Origin of the sequence: Streptomyces sp. CB02058, from assembly GCF_001905505.1 — a bacterium.
GTDB lineage: Bacteria > Actinomycetota > Actinomycetes > Streptomycetales > Streptomycetaceae > Streptomyces.
Genome location: NZ_LIPG01000009.1, coordinates 62,537 through 83,616, shown reverse-complemented (window position 1 = coordinate 83,616; position 21,080 = coordinate 62,537). Strand labels below are relative to the sequence as shown.

Sequence of the window (21,080 nt, the reverse complement as noted above, 5' to 3'; positions counted from 1 at the left end):
CCCCGCACGCGCGGGATGGTTCCAAACGCCCGCCAGCTGAAGTCCACCGATCTGGCCGACGACGAGTTCCTGACTTACGAGGGCAAGGCAATCACACGCGAGGAGATCAACGCTCAGCGCACGTGCCCGAAACCTGAACCTCCTGGTGAACGGGGAGGGACGTCCCCTCGAACGGGTCCTGGTACTCGGCGCTGCACCTGGCACCTGGCACACCAGGCGTCACTGACCAGCCCGTCTTGTCAGAGGCTTCGGCGTGGACCTTGGCGGGCATGAGTCGGCGGCTGATATGAGCGACTGCCTTGGGCCGCCACAAGGGCGGTCCGGGTCTCCTGAACCTTCTGGAGATCGGCGCGGGCCTTCACCTCGGACTCATGAAGCCTGGGGTGCAGTTCGGCGATCCTCGCCCGAAGAGCCTCCTCGGTGCGGGCGTCACTGACGATGGCCAGGTACCTGGCCGCGCTCTCCCGGGCCTTGACGGCCTGACCGTGTGCGCGCGAGGCCCTCTGCAGATCGCCGGTGTCGATCTGCTGGACGCGGGCGGGGATCCGCTGCTCGCGCATCTCGGACAGCCGGGCCGCAAGGGTGTCGACGTCCGGCGCCTGCTGCTCCATGGCACCCAGCACTGCGGCGTACGGGCTCGTGCACAGGATCGTCCACGCCGACTCTGCAGCACGGGACGCTGCTGCCCGCGCGTCTGCGGCCTTCCGCCATCCAGCGGCGCGCTCCTCGGTGGCCTGCTGTTTCAGCTGCTGGTGTTCCTTGCGGGAGGTGCCCGCCAGACGCAGCGCGATCCGGCCCTTCCCATCGGCGGCTGCGAGCTGGCGCAGGTACTCGTCCGCCTTGGCCGCCTGCGCGACCGCCGCGGTCTCGCGGGCCTGCTCGGTACGAGCGAGACGCAGCTGCTCCCCGGCAAGGTCGAGCAGCGGGTAGATGGGTGCGACCTCCCTCCGGCCCCGGGTCTCCCCGCGTGCCTGCCCCTCCGCGATCTGCGCCAGCAGCGCGCGTTCGGTCTGCTCCGCCTCGCCTGCCGTCCGGTCTTCGCGCAGGGCTTCGACGGGGCCGGTGGCGATCAGCCGGGTCAGCTCCTGGTCGGTCCGGTCGCCGTACGGGCGGTGGTTCCAGGCCTGCACACCGGCGAGCCTCCGCTCCTCCTCCATGTCGGCCGGCCGCTGATCCTGCTCGCCCGTCAGCCGGTTTTCGCGCTCGTGCGGTTGGGCCTGGCCCTGGGATGCGTCGTGAGGTGTGGCCGCCGACCGTGCGTGTGCGGCACCGGCGACGACGGCCCTGGTGCGGGTCGGCGACGGCACGACGGCGGGCACCGGCGGTTCGGGGTGCAGGTCGGACATCGTCGTGTCCGGCCGCGACTGCCCGAGGTAGCGGGCGAAGGCGTCGAAGGCGAGCTCCAAGCGCTCCTTCTCGGTACGAGCGTTGTCGAGCCGTGCCCGGGTGTCCTCGCTCTCGATGACCACGAGCGGCAGCCACAGGTGGTTGGCGGTCCTGCCCCGGGTCAGGCCCGGGTACGTGGCGAAGGCGTTGGCCCCGTGCCCGTACACCAGGCTGGTGTCGCAGGTCATGCCCTGTGAGGCGGCGATCGTCATGGCGTAGCCCAGTGACAGGGCGCCGGAGGCGATCTGTTCCGGGGTCAGCCACGCCGCCGCGGAAGCATCGTCCTGGACGTGCGCACGGATACGCCAGGTGATCTCGATCCGCCCGTCCTCGGTGATCTCGCTGACGACAGCCCGGCAACCGTTCAGCAGGTCCGGCCGCTCCCCTCGGCGGCTGCGGTTGTCGTCGACGCGCATCCGTACGACGTCCCCGACCGCCAGCGTGAGCCGGTTGCCGCGGGGCAGGGCGTAGGTGTGCTCGGTGCCGAGTTCGCCGGCGGCACGGCGGATCTGCTGGGCACCGGCGTTGAGCGCGTCGACGTCGGCATCCCGAGCGGCCAGGACGACCAGCTCGTCGATGAGGTCACGGGGGTCGGGCCTGCGATCGCGGCGGAGCGTGTCCCAGACCGTGAGGATCTGCGAGCGGGCCTCGTCGGCGCTCTCGGTGGGGTGAACACGGCCCCGGCCGGCGAGCAGGCGCAGCGCCTGGTCGTGGTCGCCGGTGCGCCAGACCTCCAGCGCGTGCCGCTCGGCGGCGTCCTCCTGGCGGCGGTTCTCGTGCAGGGTGAGACCGCCGACCAGCCGGTGGACCTCGCGGAACCATCCGCCGGCCCCGATCGCCTGGAGCTGGACCGGGTCACCGATGCCGATGATCTGCGTCCCTGTGCGGGCGGCCTCCCGCACCAGCGCCTCGGCTGAGCGGTCGTCGACCGTCGTCGCTTCCTCGATGACCAGGACGTCGACGTCGTCCAGTGCGGACCCCTCGTCGCGGATCTGCTCTACCCAGGCCGCCACGGTCCTCGTGGGGATACCGGAGGTGTCGGTGAGGTTCTGCGCGGCGACGGCGGCGAGCGTCGCACCGGCGTACGTGGTGCCCTTGGCATCCCACCCGATCCGGCACGCCTCCATCAATGCCGAATTGCCCGCGCCCGCCACACCGACAGCGGCGTCGATCCCGTGGCCGACGGTCAGCAGCCGGGTCACTGCCGCCCGCTGTTCGGCCGACAGCTCGAAGCCGACAGCGACCTCGCAGACGTCGACGGCGGTCGCGGCCTCGTCGTCGGTCAGCGCGACCGCCTCCTCGCCGTGCCGGGCGAGCGCCTGCACCTGGACGTGTTCCTCGGCGTCGAGGATGTCCTGGGTGGTGTAGCGGGCGATCGATGTCATGACGTTGGACCCGTAGTCCGGCACGCGCACCGCGTACCCGGCCACGTCCAGGACGTCGTCGACGAGCTCGTCCAGGCGGCCGACGTCGTACGCGTCGAGCCCGAACGGCAGGGCGTTGCCGACAGCTGCGAGCAGCTGCGCGCGAGAGAACGTCTTCGCGCTCGCGGTGAGCCCGCTCTCCGGGTCGAAGACGAACGCAGCAAGGTCGGACGGCGGAGGAATCCGCGGTCCGCCGGGTCCGTCGACGGTGGGGCCGCTGTCCGGGCCGGGCGGTCCGGGGGCGGCGGCCGCAACCATCGCGTCGACATCGACCCCGGCCTGCTCGGCACGCTGCCGCCAGCTCCCCCGCATCGCCGACGCGTCACCACGGTGCTTGGCGCGCAGGGTCTCAGCGGCGGCACGGTCGCGCTCCTGGCGCCCGGCCTCGTCCCCGGCGAGGTCCACGATCCGTCCGTGGCGGCGGGAGAACAGGTCCCGGACCGGCTCGGGAATCCCGTCGACCTCCCAGGCGCCGGTGTGCTCGGCCCGCTGCCGACGCACACCGAACCGGGCATGGGTGAGGGCGCGGACGCGTGCCTTGAAGAAGGCGTCGGCCGCCGCGGCGTGACGATGCAGGTCCTGGCCGCTGTTGCCGACCGAACGCCACTCGCCGTCCTCGCACAGACCCATGTTGGCGATCGTCACGTGCAGGTGGAGATGCGGGTCACCGGGCATGCCATCACCCATGGGCCGTGCCGAACGGTGCTCCACGGACCACGCCAACAGGCCGCCGGTCGCGAGCCGGGCCGGTTGCCCGTCCTCGGAGCCGACCGCGTACCCGATCCATCGCTCGACCTCGCGGATCGTGTCGGCCTTGGCCAGGTGCACCAGGCCGCGGAACTGCCGCTCGTCCACCTCGGGCATGAGCCCCGACAGGACGCTGTCACTTTTCGGGAGATCCAGCATCAGATCCCAGCCACGTACCCGGTCATCGACCCGCTGGTCCGCGTGCTCCCGAGCCTCTGCCAGCTCGGTCTCCCCGTAGACGTCCTGCAGTGAGAGGCCGGCAGCACGAGCGAGCTTGTGCAAGGTCGTCACCTGCATCCGGTGCCGGTCGCCCTGCCGGTGAACCATCCGCTGCTGCTGCGCGAGCACCTTCTGCTGCTTCGGCTTCCCCTCCAGCAGATCGGCAGGCGCCACTCCCCTGTCCTCGGCGGCGGCCTCGATCGCCTCGACCAGCCGGGCGGTGGTCAGCTTCGCCTTCGCGTGAGCGCGGACCGACGTCTGTGTACGGATCAGCCGAGCCCCGGTCTCCGGGTGGCAGCCCGCCATCAGCCTCCGGGCCGCCTCCTTTCCCTCGTCGTCCAGAACCGCGCCTTCGGCCGGCCCGACTGCGGCGAGACCGCTGCCCATCCACACGAGGGCAGCGTCGCTCTCTTGCCGGGACCGGTACTCCGGCGCTGAGTCGGCTGCCTCCTGGACCACGCCATCGGACGCGACGACCGAGCAGCCGGCCTGTTCCTTGAGCCGGTACTCGACCTGCTCGTCGTCGCGGATCGCTGTCACCCAGGCCACAGGCCGTCCCCGTTCTCCACGGCCTGTCAGGCAGGCCTGTGTGTGTACGCCTTCCCGGCGCGCGAGGTTCCCTGTCAGGGGAACCCCCTTAGTGCTTCCCAAGTTTCTGATCATGGGTTTTTGATCATGCACGGCGATGGGCGGTCACTACCGTACTCGTCCCGCGCAGGGCGGCTTTCTGCCGTCTGCCATCGGGACGTCCGAGCCTGCCGCTGGATGTCAGCGGTTCTGCCATGAGGTGTGTCAGTAGGTGCTGACGTCGTCAGCATCGGTGAGGCGGAGGCCGTAGCGGGATGTGCCGCACCTGGGCAAACGGCGGCCTGGTTGCTCCTGCCGGATGGACCGAGGCTGAGGGCATCGCCCAGCCGGCCAGGGCTCTGCACCCCGGCCCGATGAACAGGACCTCCTTTGAGTACCTCCGACACCACCAGTCCGGCCGTGCTCGAACAGCTTCAGCAGCGGTCCGCCGACCCGAAGCGCCGCATCCCGTTCACCGGGGCGACCATCGTCGCCATGGACGCGGACCTCGGTGTCCTGCACGGCGCCGACCTGCTCGTCGTCGGTGACACGATCACCGCGATCGGCACCGGCCTGGACCGCGACGGTTCGGTGGTCGTTGACGCGGCGGGCACGATCCTGCCCCCGGGCTTCGTCGACACACACCGGCATGCCCGGGAGACGCAGCTGCGGCGGATCATGCCGGACGTCGACGACCTCGGCGCCTACGCGATGTCCACCCTCGCCGGTTACGCCACCGTCCGCACAGGGGGAGCCCCGCACACCCTTGGGATGTGCGGGACCCCCCTGTGTCTGCCCCCGGGTTACTGCTCCGAGGCGCTCTCCCGGCTCCGGGTGGCGTGCAGACTCCCGAGCAGGGCCAGCGCCTGCGCGCTCGGGCTGCCCGCCTCGGCGTGGTAAATCACCAGCTGCTGGCCCGGCGCGCCGCGCACGTCGAAGGTCTGGTAGGTGAGATCGAGCAGTCCGACGTCGGGGTGAAGCAGTTCCTTGCCGTCGCGTGACTTCCCATGGACGGTGTGCGAGGACCACAGGGCGGCGAACTCCTCACTCTCCTCGGCCAGAGAAGCGACCAACTCATGCAGGCGCGCGTAGTGCGGATCGAGGCCCGTGGCGTGGCGCAGTCCCGCGACGACCGCCTTCGCCGCCCGCTCCCACTGGGCGAAGAAACTCCGGGCAGCGGGATCGAGGAACGTCATGCGGGCCATGTTGTCCACGGTCTCGAACGGTGAGAACAGGGCGTCGGCCAGCGCGTTCGAGGCCAGGAAGTCGTTGGCCGGGTTCAGGACGAACGCCGCGGCGCTGGCATGTCCATCCAGCAGTTGCCGCAGCGCGGTACTCACCGCTTCCCTCGGCTGGGGGCGCTCGCCTTCCGGCGCGGTGCCCGCCAGGCGGAACAGGTGCTCCCTGGCCGCGTCGTCCATCAGCAGCGCCCCGCTGATCGCTTCGAGGATCTGCGCAGACGGGCTGCGCTCCCGGCCCTGCTCCAGGCGGGCGTAGTAGTCGCTGTTCATACCGGCCAGAACGGCGACCTCCTCCCGTCGCAGCCCCGCCACCCGCCGGGCGCCGTACGAGGCGAGCCCGACGTCGTCAGGGCGCAAGCGGGCGCGGTGGGCGCGCAGGAAATCTCCGAGATCGTTGCTGGTCACCCTCCCAGGCTAAGCCGCCCCTGCCGCGTGTGCCTGGGTGCGCCGTACCCAGGCACGACTTGTCCTGGCACCCGTTCCACGGCCCACCGAGGCTGGTGGTCACCACACCCGCGAACGACAAGGAACCCCTCGTGAGACACCAGTCGAACCCGCCGCAGGAGTCCACCGGGCAGCAGGGCGGTGCCGTGGACGTGGTCGGGATGTGGGTGACCGCGGACGGGCACATCCGCCAGGAACTGCGTGCGGACGGCCGCTACGACGAGGCCCGCGGCTCCCGCCCCAGCGCCTACACCGGCCGCTACACCGTGACGGGCAGCCATCTCGACTACGTCGACGACACCGGCTTCACCGCCACCGGCGACATCCGCGACGGCGTGCTCTTCCACGAACACCTCGTCCTCTACAAGGAGCAGCAGGCATGACCGACACGGCCAAGACGATCCTGATCACTGGCGTCAGCAGCGGCCTCGGCCGCGCCTTCGCCACGGCCGCCCTTGACGCCGGCCACACCGTCGTCGGCACCGTCCGCAACGACGTGGATGCGACCGCCTTCACCGCCCTGCACCGCGAGCGCGCGCACGTCCGCATCCTCGACGTCACCGACGACGCGGAGGTCCGCGCGGCCGTGGACGCGGTGGAGCAGTCCGTGGGCCCGATCGACGTGCTGATCGCCAACGCCGGATACGGCCTGGAGGGAACCTTCGAGGAGACACCCCTGGCCGACGTGCGTGCCCAGTTCGACGTCAACGTCTTCGGCGCCGCCGCTACCATCCAAGCCGTCCTGCCCCACATGCGCGCACGCCGTCAAGGGCACGTCTTGGCCGTCACCTCCATGGGCGGTCTGGCGAGCTTCCCCGGCGTCTCCGCCTACTGCGGCAGCAAATACGCGCTCGAAGGCATCCTCGAAGCCATCGGCAAGGAGGTCGCCCCCTTCCACATCCACGTCACGGCCATCGAGCCCGGCTCCTTCCGCACGGACTGGGCGGGACGCTCGATGATCCGTACGCCACGCACCATCCCCGACTACGACGGCCTCTTCGAACCCATCCGCGCCGCCCGCCGACAGGCCAGCGGCCGACAGCTCGGCGACCCGGCCAGGGCAGCCGCCGCCGTACTGCACATCCTCGGCACCCCCAACCCACCCGCCCACCTCGTCCTCGGCTCCGACGCACTGCGCCTGATCCGCGCCGGACGCGACGCCGTCGACCACGACCTGAACACCTGGGAAGTCCTCGCCCGCTCCACCGACTTCCTCCCGGAGGAAAGGGCGGACGAGTAGACGCCCCTGCCCGGCAGGGCAACAGACGGCCGCCGGACGACGACCGGGTCCCGGGCCGACGACGGCCCCGACGCCTCGGCCGCGTTCTTCGCCGCCAGGGTCGAGACGACGGCTGTCAGTGGGTTGGGCGCCGATATACGGCCGTGGGGCGCAGTCAGTGGGTTCAGGCGTCTCGGGGAGCATCCGGGGCTGTGGAGCACGGTGACGAGCAAGCGGCCGACGATGTCGCCGTGCGGATACTTCGCAGGGTGCACGCCAGGCAGCGGACTCTGACGCTGAGGGTGCCTGCTTGGATCATCCCTATGACGGACTGGTCGCAGCTCACCCATGCTTACGGCACTGCCGAAGACATACCCGCCCTCCTCGCGGAAGCCGGCCCTGACCCGCGGAGTCCCGCGTGGACCGAGCTCTGGTCACGACTCTGCCACCAAGGAACGGTCTACCTCGCGAGCTACGCTGCCCTGCCGGCGCTCACCGAGAAGGCCCGCCGACTGACGGCTACGGACCGAACCATGCCCCTGCTCCTGGCCGCTTCCATCGTGGCAAGCACCGACCGGCCCCACGGAACTCCTGGTCCAGAGGATTCCTACGCTGCCGAGATCGCCGAGCTGATCGAGCTGGTGGAGCAGGCATTGCGCGATCCGTCGCCGGCCGACAGTCCGGACCGCTACGTGGAACTGCTGGAAGCCCTGCTGGCCTTCGAGGGAGTCGAGGTGTGGGGGGAGGAACTGCACGGTCTCAGCGGTGGGGAGTTCGAGGTCCCCTGCCCTGAGTGCGAGGCCGAGAACTTCGTGGTGTTCGGCGAGTACGGCTACTTCTCGACGACCGACGCCTTCTACATGAAAGAGACTGCTGGGCACCGCAGGGAGTTGCGGCCCGCGGCCGTCGCCTCCTTGGAAGGGCTGGCCCGGCGCCTCCACGCTCGTGCTCTCGCCGACGGCCAGCACGAGGTGGCAAGCAATCTGACCTACGTCTTCGGCAGTGCGTACTGCGCGGAGTGCGACGCGCTCTTCCGCGTCGATCACGCCATCGTGGCTCGCTGGAGCAACTGACCAGGACGCGCCACCGGCGAAACCTGCCTCACGGGCATCGGGGAGCTGGCCGGTGAACTCCGCAGCCGCTGCCTCAAGCGCCTGGCTGCCCGGCACGTTCCGCGTCGCGACAGCGGCCAGGCTCGACGTCTCAGCCAACCAGCTACGACGCGCCGCCTGCGGCACGCTGCCGACCCCGCCCAGCGGGTCGGGTCAGCCTCTTGTTGTCCGCGGACAACAAGAGGAGCCAGCCCTGCATACGCGGGGAGCAGGGGGCGGGCACCGACCTCAAGAAGGAAAGGCTGGGACCATCCCCGCATGTGCGGGGAACAGCCATCGATCATCCGGCGGCGTCACAGTCCGACGGGACCATCCCCGCAAGCGCGGGGAGCAAGACATGCCGGCCTTGGTCCAGTGGTCGACCGCGGGACCATCCCCGCGTGCGCGGGGAGCAGCCCGGACCGGCCCTGGTCCGGGGCGCAGCCGTGGGACCATCCCCGCGTGCGCGGGGAGCAGATGCAGATGAGCGCTTCGGCGCACGCGGCCTGGGGACCATCCCCGCGTGCGCGGGGAGCAGACTCACTGACCTGCTGTTCTATCAGCGGTCAGGCCTGTTCTGATGCACTTTCACTGAATCCGACATTGCTCACCCAAGCCCCAATTCACCCAGTGCTCCACATTGGCGATCCACCTCAGCATCCCTCCCCCATCCGGGTGACACGCCGCAGATTTCCGACCCCGCCTGCGACACACATCCCACCCGAGTGAGTAAGGTAACCGCATGACCGTCCCATACTCCCCCGATGACAGGGAAAAGGTAGTCGCCAAGTTGCCGGCGGCCTTGCGTCAAGAACTCAAGGTCAGAGCAGCCGAGTTCGGCGTCGACATCAAGGACGCCGTGACCGAAGGCGTGCAGGCATGGCGAGCAGATGACGTCGAGCGCGTCCCCGTGGACACCACGGGCGGCAGTTCGTTCTCCACCTATCTCCCCACGGGGCTGTACGGGGAGTTCAAGGACGACTGCAAGCAACGCGGCATCCCCTTCAACCAAGGCATCGCCCAGGCGATCCGCCTGTGGCTCGACACGCACCCCTCCCCCCGCAGGCCGGCAACGCGACCCAGCTGGGCCCGTCGGCTCATCTTCGGCAACCAGAAGGGCGGGGTCGGCAAGACCGCGACGTCCTCGGGTGTCGCGCAGGCACTGGCCGAAGCAGGCAACCGCGTCCTGCTCATCGACTTCGACCCCCAGGGCCACCTCACCAAGCAGCTCGGGTACGAGCTGTTCGACATCGAATCCCCCAGCCTCGCCAAGCACATGCTGGGCGAGGCGAAGGGAGAGCTCCGCGAGCTGCTCGTCCCGATAGAGGACGGCGCTTTCAGCGGGCGTCTGTTCATGCTGCCGGCCTGCAAGGACGCGTTCCTGCTCGACGCCAAGCTCGCGACCAGCCGTTTCGTGCGCATCAAGGAGACGGCGCTCGAGAAGGCCCTGGAGCCACTGGAGAAGGAGTTCGACTACATCGTGGTCGACTGTCCGCCCAGCCTCGGCTACACCATGGACACGGCCCTGTACTACTGCCGCACCCGCGAGGGCGAGGCCCAGGGCATGTCCGGCATCTTCATCCCCGTACTCGCCGAGGACTCGTCCGCCGACGCGTACGACATGCTCTACGACCAGATCCAGGACCTGTGCGCCGACATGGAGGTCGACATCTCGATGCTCGGCTTCATCGTCAACATGTATGACAGCCGCAAGGGTTACATCGCGACGTCGTCGCTCCACAGCTGGAAGGAGATCGGCGACCCGCCGGTCGTCGGTGTCATGCCCGAGCTCAAGGAGCAGCGTGAGTCGGTGCGTCTCAAGCAGCCGCTGCTGTCCTACGCCCCGGAGTGCGAGCAGTCCGAGGTCATGCGCGCCATCGCTCGGAAGGTCATGTCATGAGTGTCGCCGACCGGCTCGGCACGGGCTCGTCCTTCGGGGGCGTGCCGCGTGGCCGCAGCGCCCGGGGCCGGGCGAAGGCCATAGTGCAGGGAGACGTCCCGTCGTACGAGCTTCGGCGTCTGCCGCTGGAAGATGTCGCGCCGACGCCACTCAACCCTCGTCGCAACTTCGGTTCGGAGGATGACCTCACCCGCTTCGGTGAGGAGCTGCGTGTCGCCCAGCTCGCCGCATGCGTTGCGGTGTCCCGTCCCGCGTACCTGAGGCTGTGGCCCGAGCACGAGGCGCAGATCGGTGACTCCGCCTACGTACTGGTCAACGGCGAGCGTCGTTTCCGTAGCGCGGTCCATGTGGCCCTGGATGCCTTGGACTTCGTCGTACGTGACGACCTGGCCGCCTCCCGCGAGGAGTTCGTCGACCACCTGCTCAAGGAGAACCTGGAGCGGGAGGACTTCGATGTCGTGGAACGTGCGCGCGGCGTCCTCGAGCTCGTGCGGGTGTGCAGCGAGGAGTCGGAGAAGGGCGCCCGTACGCGGGCGGCCAAGCGGCTCGGACGTGACCGTTCCTGGGTCACCAACCAGCTCGCTCTCCTGGAGCTCCCGGCTGAACTGCAGGCGATGCTCAGTTCCGGCGATCTCCCCGAGCGTGACGGCCGTCTGCTCGCGCGACGTCTGAAGGACCAGCCGGGACTCGACGGAGCCGGTTTGCTGGCCCATCTCAAGGAGACCCGGGAGCAGGAGGTCCGTGCGCGCGAGGAGGAGAGGCTTCTCCTCCAGCAGGCCAGGCAGACTGCAGCCGCACGGCCGTCCGTACCGGCCGACACCGCGGAGGTGCTGGACCACTCCCCCGCACCGAGTTCCGTGTTGTCCGCGGACAACACGGGTTCAATGTTGTCCGCGGACAACACTCGTTCGTTGTTGTCCGCGGACAACACACCCCGCGAGACGAAGACCGCTCAGCCTGCTTCGCCCCGGACGCCGACTCCCGCGACGTCGGCTCCTGCTGAAGAACGCGTGTTGTCCGCGGACAACAAGGATGCCGCCGAGGCGGAATCGCCGGCCCCGGTGGTGTCCGTTCCCGCTCCTCTGTTGTCCGCGGACAACAAGCTCGGCACCGCCGCTGCTCCGGCAGCGACGAACGGCCGGGGAAGCGAGACGGCTGAACCCGCGGACGAGCGCAGTCTGCACCTGGTACGCCAGCTCGGCGCATCCGTCGAGGAACAGGCCCGCACGCTCGCATCCGGGCTCACTCCCGAGCAGCTGACGCAGCTGGTCGAGGAGCTGCACGCCTACGTGTGAGAGCACAGCACTCAATCGTGCGCCGGGGGTCAGCCGACCCCCGGCGCATTCCTGTTTCGAGGCCTGCCTGGCGGCTGGTATCCAAGCCCGGCTGTTCACGTCCTACAGAGGAGACCGGGACTCGTTCGACCCGGCGGGCTCTCGTCATCAGATGAGGGATCGTCGCATGGACGTGGGGCGCGGGTCGCCGGGCAGGCTGCCCTCCATCCACGTACCGACTAGTGCCGTGACCGAAGGGTTCGCCGAGAAGCTCGCGGCACTAGGGTGCCGCTGTGAGGTCGCGCGGAGTGTTCATCGCATTTTTCCTGGTCCCGCTGGCGTGGGGGGTGATCACCCTGCTGAGGGCCGGGGCGGCCCACGGCGTCCCGGACTGCCCGGGGCTCCAGCTGGGTGAGGACGGTGAGGACCACCCCGGCTCCATGCGGCAGGGCTATACCTGCGCGCTCGACTACAGCGTCCACGGCGGCGATTCGACTGGCACGGCCACGTACGACCAGCTCAAGTACGCCCAGGAGGTGAAGCGCGGCGACCTCCTGGGCCAGGGCTTGCTGTACACGCTGTACGGAACGGCGGGCACGGCCGTCACCGTGATCGCCACCCGGAGGCGCGCCGACATGCGCTAGTGCCGTGACTGGAGAGGTTCGCCGAGAAGCTCGCGGCGTCCGGTGCGGTGCATCGCAAGGCGGAGCATCGGCCATGTACTGGATGTACTCGGGTGATGCGACAACGCGGCGAGATACCGCGCCGGACGTCACGAGCCGGTGAACCTTTCCGGTGGCCCTCATCCGAGATCGCGGCGCTTCGAAGGAGACAGGATGGGGCCAGCCGGATTCGAACCGGCGTCCTCCCACATGCGGTGAAGGCGCGACAACCGCTGCGCTACGAGCCCCATCCTGTCCGGGATCATACGAGCCCCGGCGCACCGCTGCCTCGAAGAATTGTCGAGGGGTGACGGACCACTCGACGCGTGGCTTCACAGAAGAAGTTGAGCCAGAGCCCGTACTCGTGGGCAAAGCCACTGTGCGCATCGCCAGACCACGCCACTGCTTCAAACGAGCACCCTGATGTCGACGACAGCCGGTCGACGTCGGACCGCACGGCCCACCGGTGCCGAAGCAGCCCGACGTCTGACCCCATTACCTCAGGCGCGGGCCGCTGCAGCAGCGATGATCCAGTTCCTGAACTCGACGGCGTAGTGCCGCAGGTGGTGCTCCAGGACGTCCTGCGGGCACGCGGTGGGCACGTAGACCGTCAAGCTTGCGGTGAAGCCGTCAGCGGTGTCGCCGAACTGGGTCAGTGCCCGCCCGACGACGGTGCCGTCGGCCAGGAAGAGGTTCGAGGACATCTTGTGCGGATACTCGGACTCGGGGAGAAGTTCGTCCGCGTCCGCGGCCCAGGCCATCGCGTCCGTCCCCCAGCCGCCCATGTAGAACGAGCAGACGTGGGGACCGATGTTCTCCACCACGTTGAACGCGCCGTCGGCCCCGGGGGCCATCACGTAGTGCTCAGGGTGCGCCGCCAGGAGTGCGTTCTCGTCGCCCGCGAATGCCTTCTCCATCCAGGCCATGAACGCGCCGGAGGACAGGCCCCGCGTGGCGAGGACCGTCGTACCGGCCTTGAAGCTGCCGTCGGAGGCACGGGCGCTCTCCCGAAGGAAGGCGTTGCCCTCCTCGATGTCCGCGGCCAGCAGGTCGAGCATCCCTTGGCGGCCCAGGCGCCTCCTGAAGCGGTCCAGCGCGCGGCGGGCGTAGAACAGCTCGAAGTCGTCGATGCTCCCGGCGCCGGTAGGCCCTGATTCGAGCGTCACGGTCACGGGCGCGGATATCTGGTTGTCGGGCATGGTGGAACCTCCAGGTAATGTGAACGCGAATTCGCATTCACATCTTCAGAGTAGCCAGGGGAGTGCAGCACTTGTCAAAAGGTCCTGGTGAGACCGCCGCCGATACGATGCGGGACATGACTGACGAGCCGGCCCGCCCACTGCGCTACCGAGAGCCGCAGCAGGCCCGCAGCACCGCGACACTGGCTCGCGTACTGCGAGCGGCCGAGGAAATCGCCTCCCTGTCCGGCTTGGACGAGATGACGATCGCCGGTGTCGCAGAACGCGCCGGCGTCTCGGTCGGCACGATCTACCGCCGCTTCGACGACAAAGAGCAGCTGGTCACCGCCCTGACCGAGCAGATGCTGGAACGGCGCGAAGAGTACGTGGCCGAGCAGCTGCACGCGGCCGAGCCGTCGCTCTCCGGCGTCATGGACGCCTACGCGCACGCCCTTCTGCAGTCCTTCGCCGACAGCAGCAACCTCTTCCCTGAGCTGCTCCGCGCGCGCGGAGGCAAGTCACTGGACCGCGGGGCCCGCACCATCACCGAAATACACCGCCTCCTGCTCGAAGCAGCAGCCCCTTACGCTGCTCAGATCCGGCGTTCCAACCCGGAGGCGGCCCTGGACACGGCGGCCCGGGCCATCCTGGGTGCCTGCTTCCACAACTCCGTACGCCCCGACCCTGTCACCGGCGAAGCGGCCAGGGCCCAGTACGCGGACGAGCTCAGCGACATGGCGATCGCCTACCTCCTCACACCGAGCCGCCCCCGCACCGCACAGGCCTGAGCGGCCCGCGCCCTGCCAGGTGATCCTCACGGCGTACGGAAGGGATGAAGCGCCCGGCTGACCAGGCGGCGCAGCACCAGCTCTACGTCCTGGCCGCCGAACGACGGCAAAGGGCCGCACTCACAGACAAGGCGTCCGCCGGGGTGTCCATCTCCTCAGGACTGGGCATGACCAGGCCCTGCCCAAGGTGCAGCTTCCCGTGAAAAGCTACCGAGCGTGATAGGCGGACCGTCGGAGTACCCGGCTCTCTGGGCCTTCTTGGACTCGTTGCACCGTCCGGAGCTCCTTTCCGGCACCGTCGCAGCGATCGAGCCGTTCGGCGTGTTCGTGGCACTGGACGACGGCCCTGCCCACCCGGTCTTTCCCGGTGTCGGATTCATCTCGGTCGCCGAACTCTCCTGGCGCTACTTCGAGAAGGCCACCGAGATCGTGCAGGTCGGGCAACGCGTCTCGTGCGAGTTCCTCCAGTTCGACACCAGGAACCTGGAGGCCAGGCTGTCCCTGAAAGCAACGCAGCCGGACCCCTTCCAGGCTTTCGCCGACAGCACCACGGCGGGGGAGAAGCTGCACGGGAAGGTCACCAAGCTGGCCCCGATCGGCGTCTTCGTCCAGGTCGCGGGCGGACTCATAGGCCTGGTCCATCTTCGGGATTTCGCCTTGACGCCCTTGCACCCTTCGGACATGCCCCAGGTCGGCGACGACATGACGGTCGTCGTCACCGACATCGACCGGCAACGACGGCGACTGTCGTTCTCCCTACGCCGAGCGTCCCGCCCTCAATGACTCATTCGCGTCTCCAGGGCGAGCTCCCTGCACGAGTGCTCTGAGGCACTCTGGCTGCGAAAGGAGACAGCGCATTCGCCCCGGTGAACCCTCCCCGCCAGAGCACCAGGAGTCAGTTTCGTCAGGCGGCCGACCCACGGCTGGACGATGCAGCCCGAGATCAAGTCGCTGAGCCCCTGGCGCGATCACGGTGGCACCCCATCACGGTTGTTCGTCGCACGTGCCGACCAGCTCGACGGTCCGCCCGGCGGCGGCCGACTGGATCGATGATCGGTACGCCTCCCGAGGCGTACCGAGTGTCTGCCGGCCAGCCGCCGGGATGCAGCACCGATAAGCCCTAAAAGAAGATCACTCGGTTCCGGCCCTGTGTTGTACTCCTCCAAACGGTTCCGGGAAGGGCCGATGAGAGGTGAGGGGGCAGGGCGTGGCTGCTCGGCTTGGACGTGCCGCTTGGGTGTTTGTGATGGCGGTGGCCCTGCCGCTGGCCAGGCTGTGCGTACAGAGCTCGAGAGAGAGTGACCCAACAAGCTCGTGCACGCTTTTAAGCGGCGGACCGGGGCACACCGACGTACAGCGGAGCCGGGAGGCGGCTCGCCCATCGCCTCTCTGCTACCACCCTGCTACCTTGCTTGTATGGCATCCCCTAAGAAGCAGACCCAGCTCCGGCTCGAGCCAGGAGTGCTCGCGGCTGGAAAGGACGCCGCGGCAGCTCGTGGCCTCGACTTCAACCGCTACGTCGAGCGGCTCATCTCCGAGGACACGTCCGGGGCCAGGGCCGCAGGGATGGCGAGCGCCCAGCGCCTCCTGGATGAGCACGGCTCCTTCCTCGAGGCCCTGGAAAGGGACCTCGACGCCCAGCACTCCGCCGCACCCCGTCGGGGTGCCGCTGCGTGAGCATGTCCCTGCACGTAGATCTGTCCTGGATCCTCGAAGTAGCGGAACGCGCCGGCCATAACGACCCGGCGCCCGAAGATCTGGGAGTCCCCCTCGCCGCCGTCGCGCGACACCGCGCCCAGCTCCTGGAAACTCCCGTCTACCAGGGCGCCTTCGCCAGAGCCGCGGCGTTGGTGCACACCTTGGGGCGTCTGCGCTGGCTGGAGCAGTCCAACCTGAGCGTGGCCGCCGCCGTCGCGGTGATGTACCTCGAAGCCAGCGGCATCCCCGTGGCACCGACCCGCGAGCAGCTGTCGGCCCTGGCACGCGAGCTGTACGACCCGCAATGCACGGCCGCGCGCATCGCAGCACTTCTGCGGACCTGGCAGGACTGAGCCCTAGGAGGTCATCCCTGTCACGCCCCATACAGGAGCGATGCAAGGGTGACGGCCGCCCGAGGTAGGACTCGGCCGATCGTAGCGAGTGACGGGGGGCTACAGAACTACGTCTGTGGTACCGGTCCACCCGGGTCCGCGGCCCGATTCGCCGAGCCCCTACGACGGCTAGCGTCACAGCATGCGTATAGGACTACTTGGCACCGGCAACGTCGCCCAAGCACTGGCCCACGGCTGGAGTACCGCAGGACATGACGTGCTTCTCGGTTCACGCCAGCCCAAGGATCGAACAGACCTCGGTCTCCCCGTGGCAGGCCTGAGCGAGACAGCCACTCACGCAGAGGCATTAGTCAACGCCACCCCGGGAGCCGTCTCTGTGGAGCTGCTTCGCTCCATCGGGGCGCCGGCCCTGGCCGGCACCCTGCTGATCGATATCGGGGTCGGCCTCTCCGACGACTTCACCGAGCTCTCGCATCCCAACAGCAGCCTGGGTGAACAGATCCAGGAGGCCTTCCCCCTGACCCCCGTCGTCAAGACGCTCTGCACCATGGACTCCACCGTCATGACCGCCCCGGACGGTCTCGACGGCCCGAGCAGCGTCTTGCTCTCCGGCGACGATGCCGAAGCCAAACGGACCACCGGCCGACTGCTCACCGATCTCGGCTGGCCTGCTTCGTCCCAGCTCGACATCGGCGGCATCACCACAGCACGTGGACAGGAGCACTTCGCCCTGCTCTTCATGGGCATCGCGGGCGGCCTGGGGAACCACACGTTCAACATCAACGTGGTCACCCGCCCTTCTGCCTAGCCCGGCCGCTTGTTGTCCGCGGACAACACACTGGCGTGAGGGAGACGGAGCCGCTTCTGTTGTCCGCGGACAACACCATGGCATGGGGGAGACGGAGTCACGTTGTTGTCCGCGGACAACAGACTGTCGACGCTGGCTCATGACCTCCAGCACAGCAGCGGCTATCGATCCCAGCGGGCGAGCGTCGCCAGGGCGCGGCTGTATTCAGGCGTCCAGCGGTCCTCCGCCCCAGGGTGACCATCTCCGCGTGCGCGGGGAGCAGCACGTTCGGCCCCGTGCGCCGCGCCGTACTCGGGGACCATCCCCGCGTGCGCGGGGAGCAGACGGCGACCAGGGACCGCTCGGAGCCGAGGTCGGGACCATCCCCGCGTGCGCGGGGAGCAGGATATCCCCGGGCTTGACCACGACCAGGCGGTGGGACGTGCTCCCCGCGCGTGCGGGGATGGTCCCCGGATCGGGCAGGGGCACACCTCGCCCATGCTCGACTCACTGATCCGAATCGCATACGCCCTCGGTGAGGACCTGGCTGAACTGGTAGGCGCACACAGGGAGCCCCGGCCTGGCGGGGGACGGAGAGCGGGCACAAGGCAGCCCCCGTCTCGCGACAGACGGGGGCTGCGGTCGATCTGAGCGGGCTACGCTTCAGGCTCTGCTGGGACGAGGAATCCCCGTACCGGCCGGGGCTCCTGTGGGTCGCGGGAGTCGGGTGTCTGCCCGGCCTCCCACTCTGCGACCAGTTCGGTGTACCGCGGGTCGGTCCATTCCTGCGCCATGGGGGCACCTCCTCCCGTCAGGCTATCGCTCAGCTGACGCGCGGCTTGGGCTTCGGGGTGATGACGATGGTGCAGTCCGGGGCGTGCTGGCACTGCGCGGCCACGAACACGAGGGTCTCGTCCGACGGCGGGCCCCAGAGCTCGGGGTCGGCCGTGTATCCGAGGGCGGCGATGGTCTCGCGGGTGCGGTCGATGATCGGCGGATCGTAGTTGGTGGGGTCGTAGCCCGGGAAGTGGTGGACGAAGTTCCCGCCGAGCTCCTCGCACAGCTCGGCGTACATCGCGGTGTGCAGGATCAAGGCGTGCCACCCCTCGTCCACGATGCGCGACGGGGCCAGGCCGGTACCGGGGTTGGTCGCGCAGGCGGCCACGAACTTGAGGCCTTCCTCGACGATCCGGCCGGCCAGCTCGGCGCTCATGTCCGGGTTGGCGTCCATGACGGTGGAGCGGCAGCTGGTGAACTGCGCATCCGTGATGAGTGCGCGGGCGATGACGGGTAATACGCTCACGGTGATCTCCTTCTTCTGGTTGGGGATCGCCCGCCCGGCTGTTGTCCTTCCAGGGAATCCGCAGTCGGGCGGGAGTCTGTGGTGTCGACTGGTGGCGGGCAGTTGCCGGGGTCGGCGTGCGTGACGATCCGTATGTCCGGCCCGGATATGCGGGGGACCCAGTGGACGCGCCCGTGCTCGGTGGCGTGGCCGCACGATGCGCGGATACCTGCGCCGCGGGTGGGCTCGTCGTCCCACATGGGGCTCATCGGCAGCGCGGGCAGGTGCAGGGCGGGTAGGCGCCGGTTGCCGGGGGGCCGTCTGCCGGGATGGTCTCGTACTGCTTGAGCGGTGTGCGGGTGCCGGTCTGCGTGTTGACGCGGTAGACGCTGATCGTGAGCCCGGGCCGGGGGGGCCGCTGCCTGTAGTCGTCACGCATTCAAGATGGCGTGACCACACAGAGTTGCGCGACGTCGGTGCAGGCGTCATACCGGCGACATACGGGGCGTCATTTCGGTGTCATTCAAGGGGGGTTGGCCGCTACCGCGCTGCTATGGCCACACCGAACAGCACTCTGCGAGCGGTCCGCCTCGGCCTGCTCATGTCCCAAGACGACTTCGCCCGCGCGGTCCGCGACGCGGGGACCCGAACCGGCCAGCCCAACGACGCGAACAAGCGGCTCGTCCAGCGCTGGGAATCAGGGGCCACCACCGCACCCCGCCCCGTCTACGCTCGCGCCCTCGAAACGGTCACCGGGCTGCCCATCGAATCCCTCGGCTTCGCCGCCACCGGTACCATCCGGATCTCCGACGACGGGCACGGCGGCCACGACATGCAGCCAGTTGCCGGCCAGCCCATCCCCGCCTCGCCCAAGGGCGAGGCGCAGACCAGCCGCAGCAACCACTCCGGCGTGTGGCTCAGCCGCTACGAGTACTTCTCCAGTGGGCGGGATGCCGCGTTCGTTGGTCAGCACTACGTCGTCCTGCTGCAACACGGCAACCGGCTGACCGCACGCAGCCTGCCCGGGGCCTCCGACAGCCCGCTGACCATGGACCTGGAGATCGACGGCCACGTGGTCACCGGCACCTGGACCGAGGAGACCGCGAACGAGGGCTACTACCGGGGCGCCCGCTACCACGGTGCGATCCAGCTCCTGATCGAGCCGACCGGCCGACGGATGACTGGCAAGTGGGTCGGCTTCGGGAAGGAGTTCGACGTGAACACCGGGCCCTGGCAGCTGGTGTTCCAGGACGCGTCGACGAACAAGGCCACCCTGGCCGCGTACAACAAGCGGCCGGACGCCTGACCGCAGCACCGTGTAGCCCGTTCGAGCGGGGAGCCCCGGTCAGATGACCGGGGGGCGGCCGAGACGGGTCATACGCCACACCGTCGACCAGCGCATCGGCCGCCGCACACCGCACGGCCGGCGGGCTCCTTCTGCGAAGCCACCTGCCCACGCCCGCAGCCCGGTTGCCGAGCGGGTGCGGGCCAGCGTGAGCACGGCCCACACCCCGAGGTAGAGCGGGACAAGAGGAACGGGGAGATGGCGCCTTGCGAGCCAGACCCGGTTGCGGGCGGTCATCCGGTAGTACACCGCGTGCCGCGCCGGGCTGGTCTTCGGGTGCTGCAACAACAGCGTCGGCTCGTAGTACACCGTCCAGCCGCCGTCCAGCGCACGCCAGGCAAGGTCGGTTTCCTCGTGCGTGAAGAAGAAGTCCTCCGGCCACCCGCCGGTCTCCTCCAGCATCCGCATCGACAGCCCGTGCCCGCCGCCGAGGAAGGTGGTGACCTCCCCGCCCCGCATCGGGTCCTTGGCCCGCAGCCTCGGCACATGACGCCGCTGCGTCTGCCCATGCTTGTCCGCGATCCGGAACGACACGATACCGAGGCCGGGGTCCCTCTCGTACAGATCCGCGATCTGCCGGATGACGTCGGTGTCGACCAGCAGCCCGTCGTCGTCGAGGTCGACCAGCACGTCTACGTCGCCACACTCACGCAGATGCTCCCAGGCGACGTTGCGCCCGCCGGACACTCCCCGGTTATGGGGAAGTTCCACCCCGTCCACCCCGTCGGGCAGTACGGGCAGCGAGCCCGCCCCGTTGCCGACCACGACAATGCGCACCGCGTTTTCGTCCTGTCTGGCCACTGACTCGAGCAGGGCCAGCAGTTCGGCAGGTCGGTTGCCCATTGTCAGCACCGCCACACCCACACGCGGACGCGTCACCACACACTCCCACCAACTCATCGGCCCAGCCCGAGCCCGTGATGCTAGCCGCCTGCACCCCATGCACCGCACCAGGCAAGGAGAATCCCGTGCCCGTTCTGTCCCTCGGCACCTACCTGGCGAGTGACCGCCGAGCACCCTCTTCACAAGCCGACTCGGCCTGACCTCAGGTCAGAGAAAGCCTGACAGGGGGAGGGCCCGGGCAGGTGTTCGGGAAGCGCTCCACCCGGTAGGAGGGACCGAACTCCTTCGGTCCCTCCTCATTTCAGTCCCCCTGCAAAACACCAGGTCAGAGCGATCCGCCCGGGACTGAAGGGACCGAAGGGACCGAAACTCCCTGTTCCAGCTGCGTGGGCGCGCGTGTATGCACGCGTACGTAAGACTGACCCTTACATATCCTGGTGCGCTGATAACTACGAAAATGGGTCCCTTCAGTCCCTCGGTCCCTGGCCACATGTGCTCTGACCTGCGGAAATGGGACCGGGACTGAAAGGGGACCGTTGAGTCCCTCGCCTCTGGCAGGCTTTCGGTCCCTCCCCCCCACCCGCTGGACGGGCCGTTCCGCCGTGGCTCCGCCCGACTCAGGCACCGAGGGA

The 21,080-nt window shown here is 68.9% G+C and carries 18 protein-coding genes, 1 tRNA gene and 1 CRISPR repeat array; of the genes, 13 read left to right on the top strand and 6 right to left on the bottom strand.

What is annotated here, in order from left to right:
* Positions 1-239 precede the first annotated feature (239 nt).
* Positions 240-4,325, bottom strand: a complete 4,086-nt coding sequence (gene mobF, locus AMK10_RS35365) for a MobF family relaxase (protein ID WP_073753658.1) — start codon at positions 4,323-4,325, stop codon at positions 240-242.
* Between the two features lie 408 nt (positions 4,326-4,733).
* Between mobF and AMK10_RS35360 the strand changes: the two genes are divergently transcribed.
* Positions 4,734-5,243 carry a hypothetical protein gene (locus AMK10_RS35360; RefSeq protein ID WP_338014687.1) on the top strand — a complete coding sequence of 170 codons (510 nt, stop codon included), beginning with the start codon at positions 4,734-4,736 and terminating at the stop codon, positions 5,241-5,243.
* On the opposite strand, the gene AMK10_RS35355 is transcribed toward AMK10_RS35360, so the two are convergent.
* Positions 5,147-5,989: a helix-turn-helix transcriptional regulator gene (locus AMK10_RS35355; RefSeq protein ID WP_073753657.1), complete on the bottom strand. Its 843-nt coding sequence runs from the start codon at positions 5,987-5,989 to the stop codon at positions 5,147-5,149. The genes AMK10_RS35360 and AMK10_RS35355 overlap by 97 nt on opposite strands.
* Positions 5,990-6,189: 200 nt before the next feature.
* Between AMK10_RS35355 and AMK10_RS35350 the strand changes: the two genes are divergently transcribed.
* From AMK10_RS35350 to AMK10_RS35325, 6 genes are all read left to right on the top strand, one after another.
* The gene (locus tag AMK10_RS35350; protein ID WP_073753787.1) at positions 6,190-6,411 is read left to right on the top strand and encodes an Atu4866 domain-containing protein; all 222 of its coding nucleotides are present in this window, start codon (positions 6,190-6,192) and stop codon (positions 6,409-6,411) included.
* Positions 6,408-7,268, top strand: a complete 861-nt coding sequence (locus AMK10_RS35345) for an oxidoreductase (RefSeq protein WP_073753656.1) — start codon at positions 6,408-6,410, stop codon at positions 7,266-7,268. The genes AMK10_RS35350 and AMK10_RS35345 overlap by 4 nt, the downstream gene beginning before the upstream one ends.
* Before the next feature lie 302 nt (positions 7,269-7,570).
* Positions 7,571-8,320: a hypothetical protein gene (locus AMK10_RS35340; RefSeq protein WP_073753785.1), complete on the top strand. Its 750-nt coding sequence runs from the start codon at positions 7,571-7,573 to the stop codon at positions 8,318-8,320.
* 283 nt (positions 8,321-8,603) lie between these two features.
* Positions 8,604-8,876: a CRISPR direct-repeat array (repeat unit 29 nt; unit sequence GGGACCATCCCCGCGTGCGCGGGGAGCAG).
* A gap of 204 nt (positions 8,877-9,080) precedes the next feature.
* Positions 9,081-10,238 (top strand): ParA family protein, encoded by a 1,158-nt coding sequence (locus AMK10_RS35335; RefSeq protein WP_073753655.1) that lies wholly within the window; start codon positions 9,081-9,083, stop codon positions 10,236-10,238.
* Complete coding sequence (locus AMK10_RS35330) at positions 10,235-11,533, top strand: ParB/RepB/Spo0J family partition protein (RefSeq protein WP_073753654.1); 1,299 nt, start codon at positions 10,235-10,237, stop codon at positions 11,531-11,533. The genes AMK10_RS35335 and AMK10_RS35330 overlap by 4 nt, the downstream gene beginning before the upstream one ends.
* A 287-nt stretch (positions 11,534-11,820) precedes the next feature.
* The gene (locus AMK10_RS35325; protein ID WP_073753653.1) at positions 11,821-12,156 is read left to right on the top strand and encodes a hypothetical protein; all 336 of its coding nucleotides are present in this window, start codon (positions 11,821-11,823) and stop codon (positions 12,154-12,156) included.
* Between the two features lie 193 nt (positions 12,157-12,349).
* On the opposite strand, the gene AMK10_RS35320 is transcribed toward AMK10_RS35325, so the two are convergent.
* Both AMK10_RS35320 and AMK10_RS35315 read right to left on the bottom strand, forming a co-directional pair.
* A tRNA-Ala gene (locus AMK10_RS35320) sits at positions 12,350-12,423 on the bottom strand.
* Positions 12,424-12,674: 251 nt separating this feature from the next.
* Positions 12,675-13,373, bottom strand: coding sequence for a hypothetical protein (locus AMK10_RS35315; protein WP_073753652.1), 699 nt, complete (start codon positions 13,371-13,373; stop codon positions 12,675-12,677).
* A gap of 116 nt (positions 13,374-13,489) precedes the next feature.
* Here AMK10_RS35315 and AMK10_RS35310 point away from each other — a divergent pair, with 116 nt between their 5' ends.
* The 5 genes from AMK10_RS35310 (at position 13,490) to AMK10_RS35290 (ending at position 16,999) form a co-directional block, all read left to right on the top strand.
* On the top strand, positions 13,490-14,140 hold the full coding sequence (locus tag AMK10_RS35310) for a TetR/AcrR family transcriptional regulator (RefSeq protein ID WP_241839797.1): 651 nt from the start codon (positions 13,490-13,492) through the stop codon (positions 14,138-14,140).
* Positions 14,141-14,398: 258 nt separating this feature from the next.
* Positions 14,399-14,923, top strand: a complete 525-nt coding sequence (locus tag AMK10_RS35305) for a S1 RNA-binding domain-containing protein (RefSeq protein WP_241839795.1) — start codon at positions 14,399-14,401, stop codon at positions 14,921-14,923.
* A gap of 633 nt (positions 14,924-15,556) precedes the next feature.
* Entirely contained in the window at positions 15,557-15,817 is a 261-nt protein-coding gene (locus tag AMK10_RS35300; RefSeq protein ID WP_079181002.1) for a hypothetical protein, read from the top strand.
* A 2-nt stretch (positions 15,818-15,819) separates the two neighbouring features.
* Positions 15,820-16,191: a fic family toxin-antitoxin system, toxin component gene (locus AMK10_RS35295; RefSeq protein ID WP_073753781.1), complete on the top strand. Its 372-nt coding sequence runs from the start codon at positions 15,820-15,822 to the stop codon at positions 16,189-16,191.
* A 181-nt stretch (positions 16,192-16,372) separates the two neighbouring features.
* Positions 16,373-16,999, top strand: a complete 627-nt coding sequence (locus tag AMK10_RS35290) for an NADPH-dependent F420 reductase (protein WP_073753649.1) — start codon at positions 16,373-16,375, stop codon at positions 16,997-16,999.
* An 802-nt stretch (positions 17,000-17,801) separates the two neighbouring features.
* Here AMK10_RS35290 and AMK10_RS35285 read toward each other — a convergent pair.
* Positions 17,802-18,287 carry a glycine-rich domain-containing protein gene (locus AMK10_RS35285; protein WP_073753779.1) on the bottom strand — a complete coding sequence of 162 codons (486 nt, stop codon included), beginning with the start codon at positions 18,285-18,287 and terminating at the stop codon, positions 17,802-17,804.
* 526 nt (positions 18,288-18,813) lie between these two features.
* Here AMK10_RS35285 and AMK10_RS35280 point away from each other — a divergent pair.
* Positions 18,814-19,566, top strand: a complete 753-nt coding sequence (locus AMK10_RS35280) for a transcriptional regulator (RefSeq protein WP_073753648.1) — start codon at positions 18,814-18,816, stop codon at positions 19,564-19,566.
* 39 nt (positions 19,567-19,605) lie between these two features.
* Here the strand turns inward: AMK10_RS35280 and AMK10_RS35275 are convergent, their stop codons facing one another.
* Positions 19,606-20,448: a glycosyltransferase family 2 protein gene (locus tag AMK10_RS35275; RefSeq protein WP_241839794.1), complete on the bottom strand. Its 843-nt coding sequence runs from the start codon at positions 20,446-20,448 to the stop codon at positions 19,606-19,608.
* Positions 20,449-21,080: the final 632 nt, after the last annotated feature.

What these genes read in the sequence shown, in the direction of transcription:
- AMK10_RS35345 (WP_073753656.1), top strand. Translation starts at nt 6,408, where the DNA reads ATGACCGACACGGCCAAGACGATCCTGATCACTGGCGTCAGCAGCGGC.
- AMK10_RS35350 (WP_073753787.1), top strand. Translation starts at nt 6,190, where the DNA reads ATGTGGGTGACCGCGGACGGGCACATCCGCCAGGAACTGCGTGCGGAC.
- AMK10_RS35335 (WP_073753655.1), top strand. Translation starts at nt 9,081, where the DNA reads ATGACCGTCCCATACTCCCCCGATGACAGGGAAAAGGTAGTCGCCAAG.
- AMK10_RS35340 (WP_073753785.1), top strand. Translation starts at nt 7,571, where the DNA reads ATGACGGACTGGTCGCAGCTCACCCATGCTTACGGCACTGCCGAAGAC.
- AMK10_RS35275 (WP_241839794.1), bottom strand. Translation starts at nt 20,448, where the DNA reads ATGGGCAACCGACCTGCCGAACTGCTGGCCCTGCTCGAGTCAGTGGCC.
- AMK10_RS35300 (WP_079181002.1), top strand. Translation starts at nt 15,557, where the DNA reads ATGGCATCCCCTAAGAAGCAGACCCAGCTCCGGCTCGAGCCAGGAGTG.
- AMK10_RS35295 (WP_073753781.1), top strand. Translation starts at nt 15,820, where the DNA reads ATGTCCCTGCACGTAGATCTGTCCTGGATCCTCGAAGTAGCGGAACGC.
- AMK10_RS35280 (WP_073753648.1), top strand. Translation starts at nt 18,814, where the DNA reads ATGGCCACACCGAACAGCACTCTGCGAGCGGTCCGCCTCGGCCTGCTC.
- AMK10_RS35290 (WP_073753649.1), top strand. Translation starts at nt 16,373, where the DNA reads ATGCGTATAGGACTACTTGGCACCGGCAACGTCGCCCAAGCACTGGCC.
- AMK10_RS35315 (WP_073753652.1), bottom strand. Translation starts at nt 13,373, where the DNA reads ATGCCCGACAACCAGATATCCGCGCCCGTGACCGTGACGCTCGAATCA.
- AMK10_RS35330 (WP_073753654.1), top strand. Translation starts at nt 10,235, where the DNA reads ATGAGTGTCGCCGACCGGCTCGGCACGGGCTCGTCCTTCGGGGGCGTG.
- AMK10_RS35310 (WP_241839797.1), top strand. Translation starts at nt 13,490, where the DNA reads ATGACTGACGAGCCGGCCCGCCCACTGCGCTACCGAGAGCCGCAGCAG.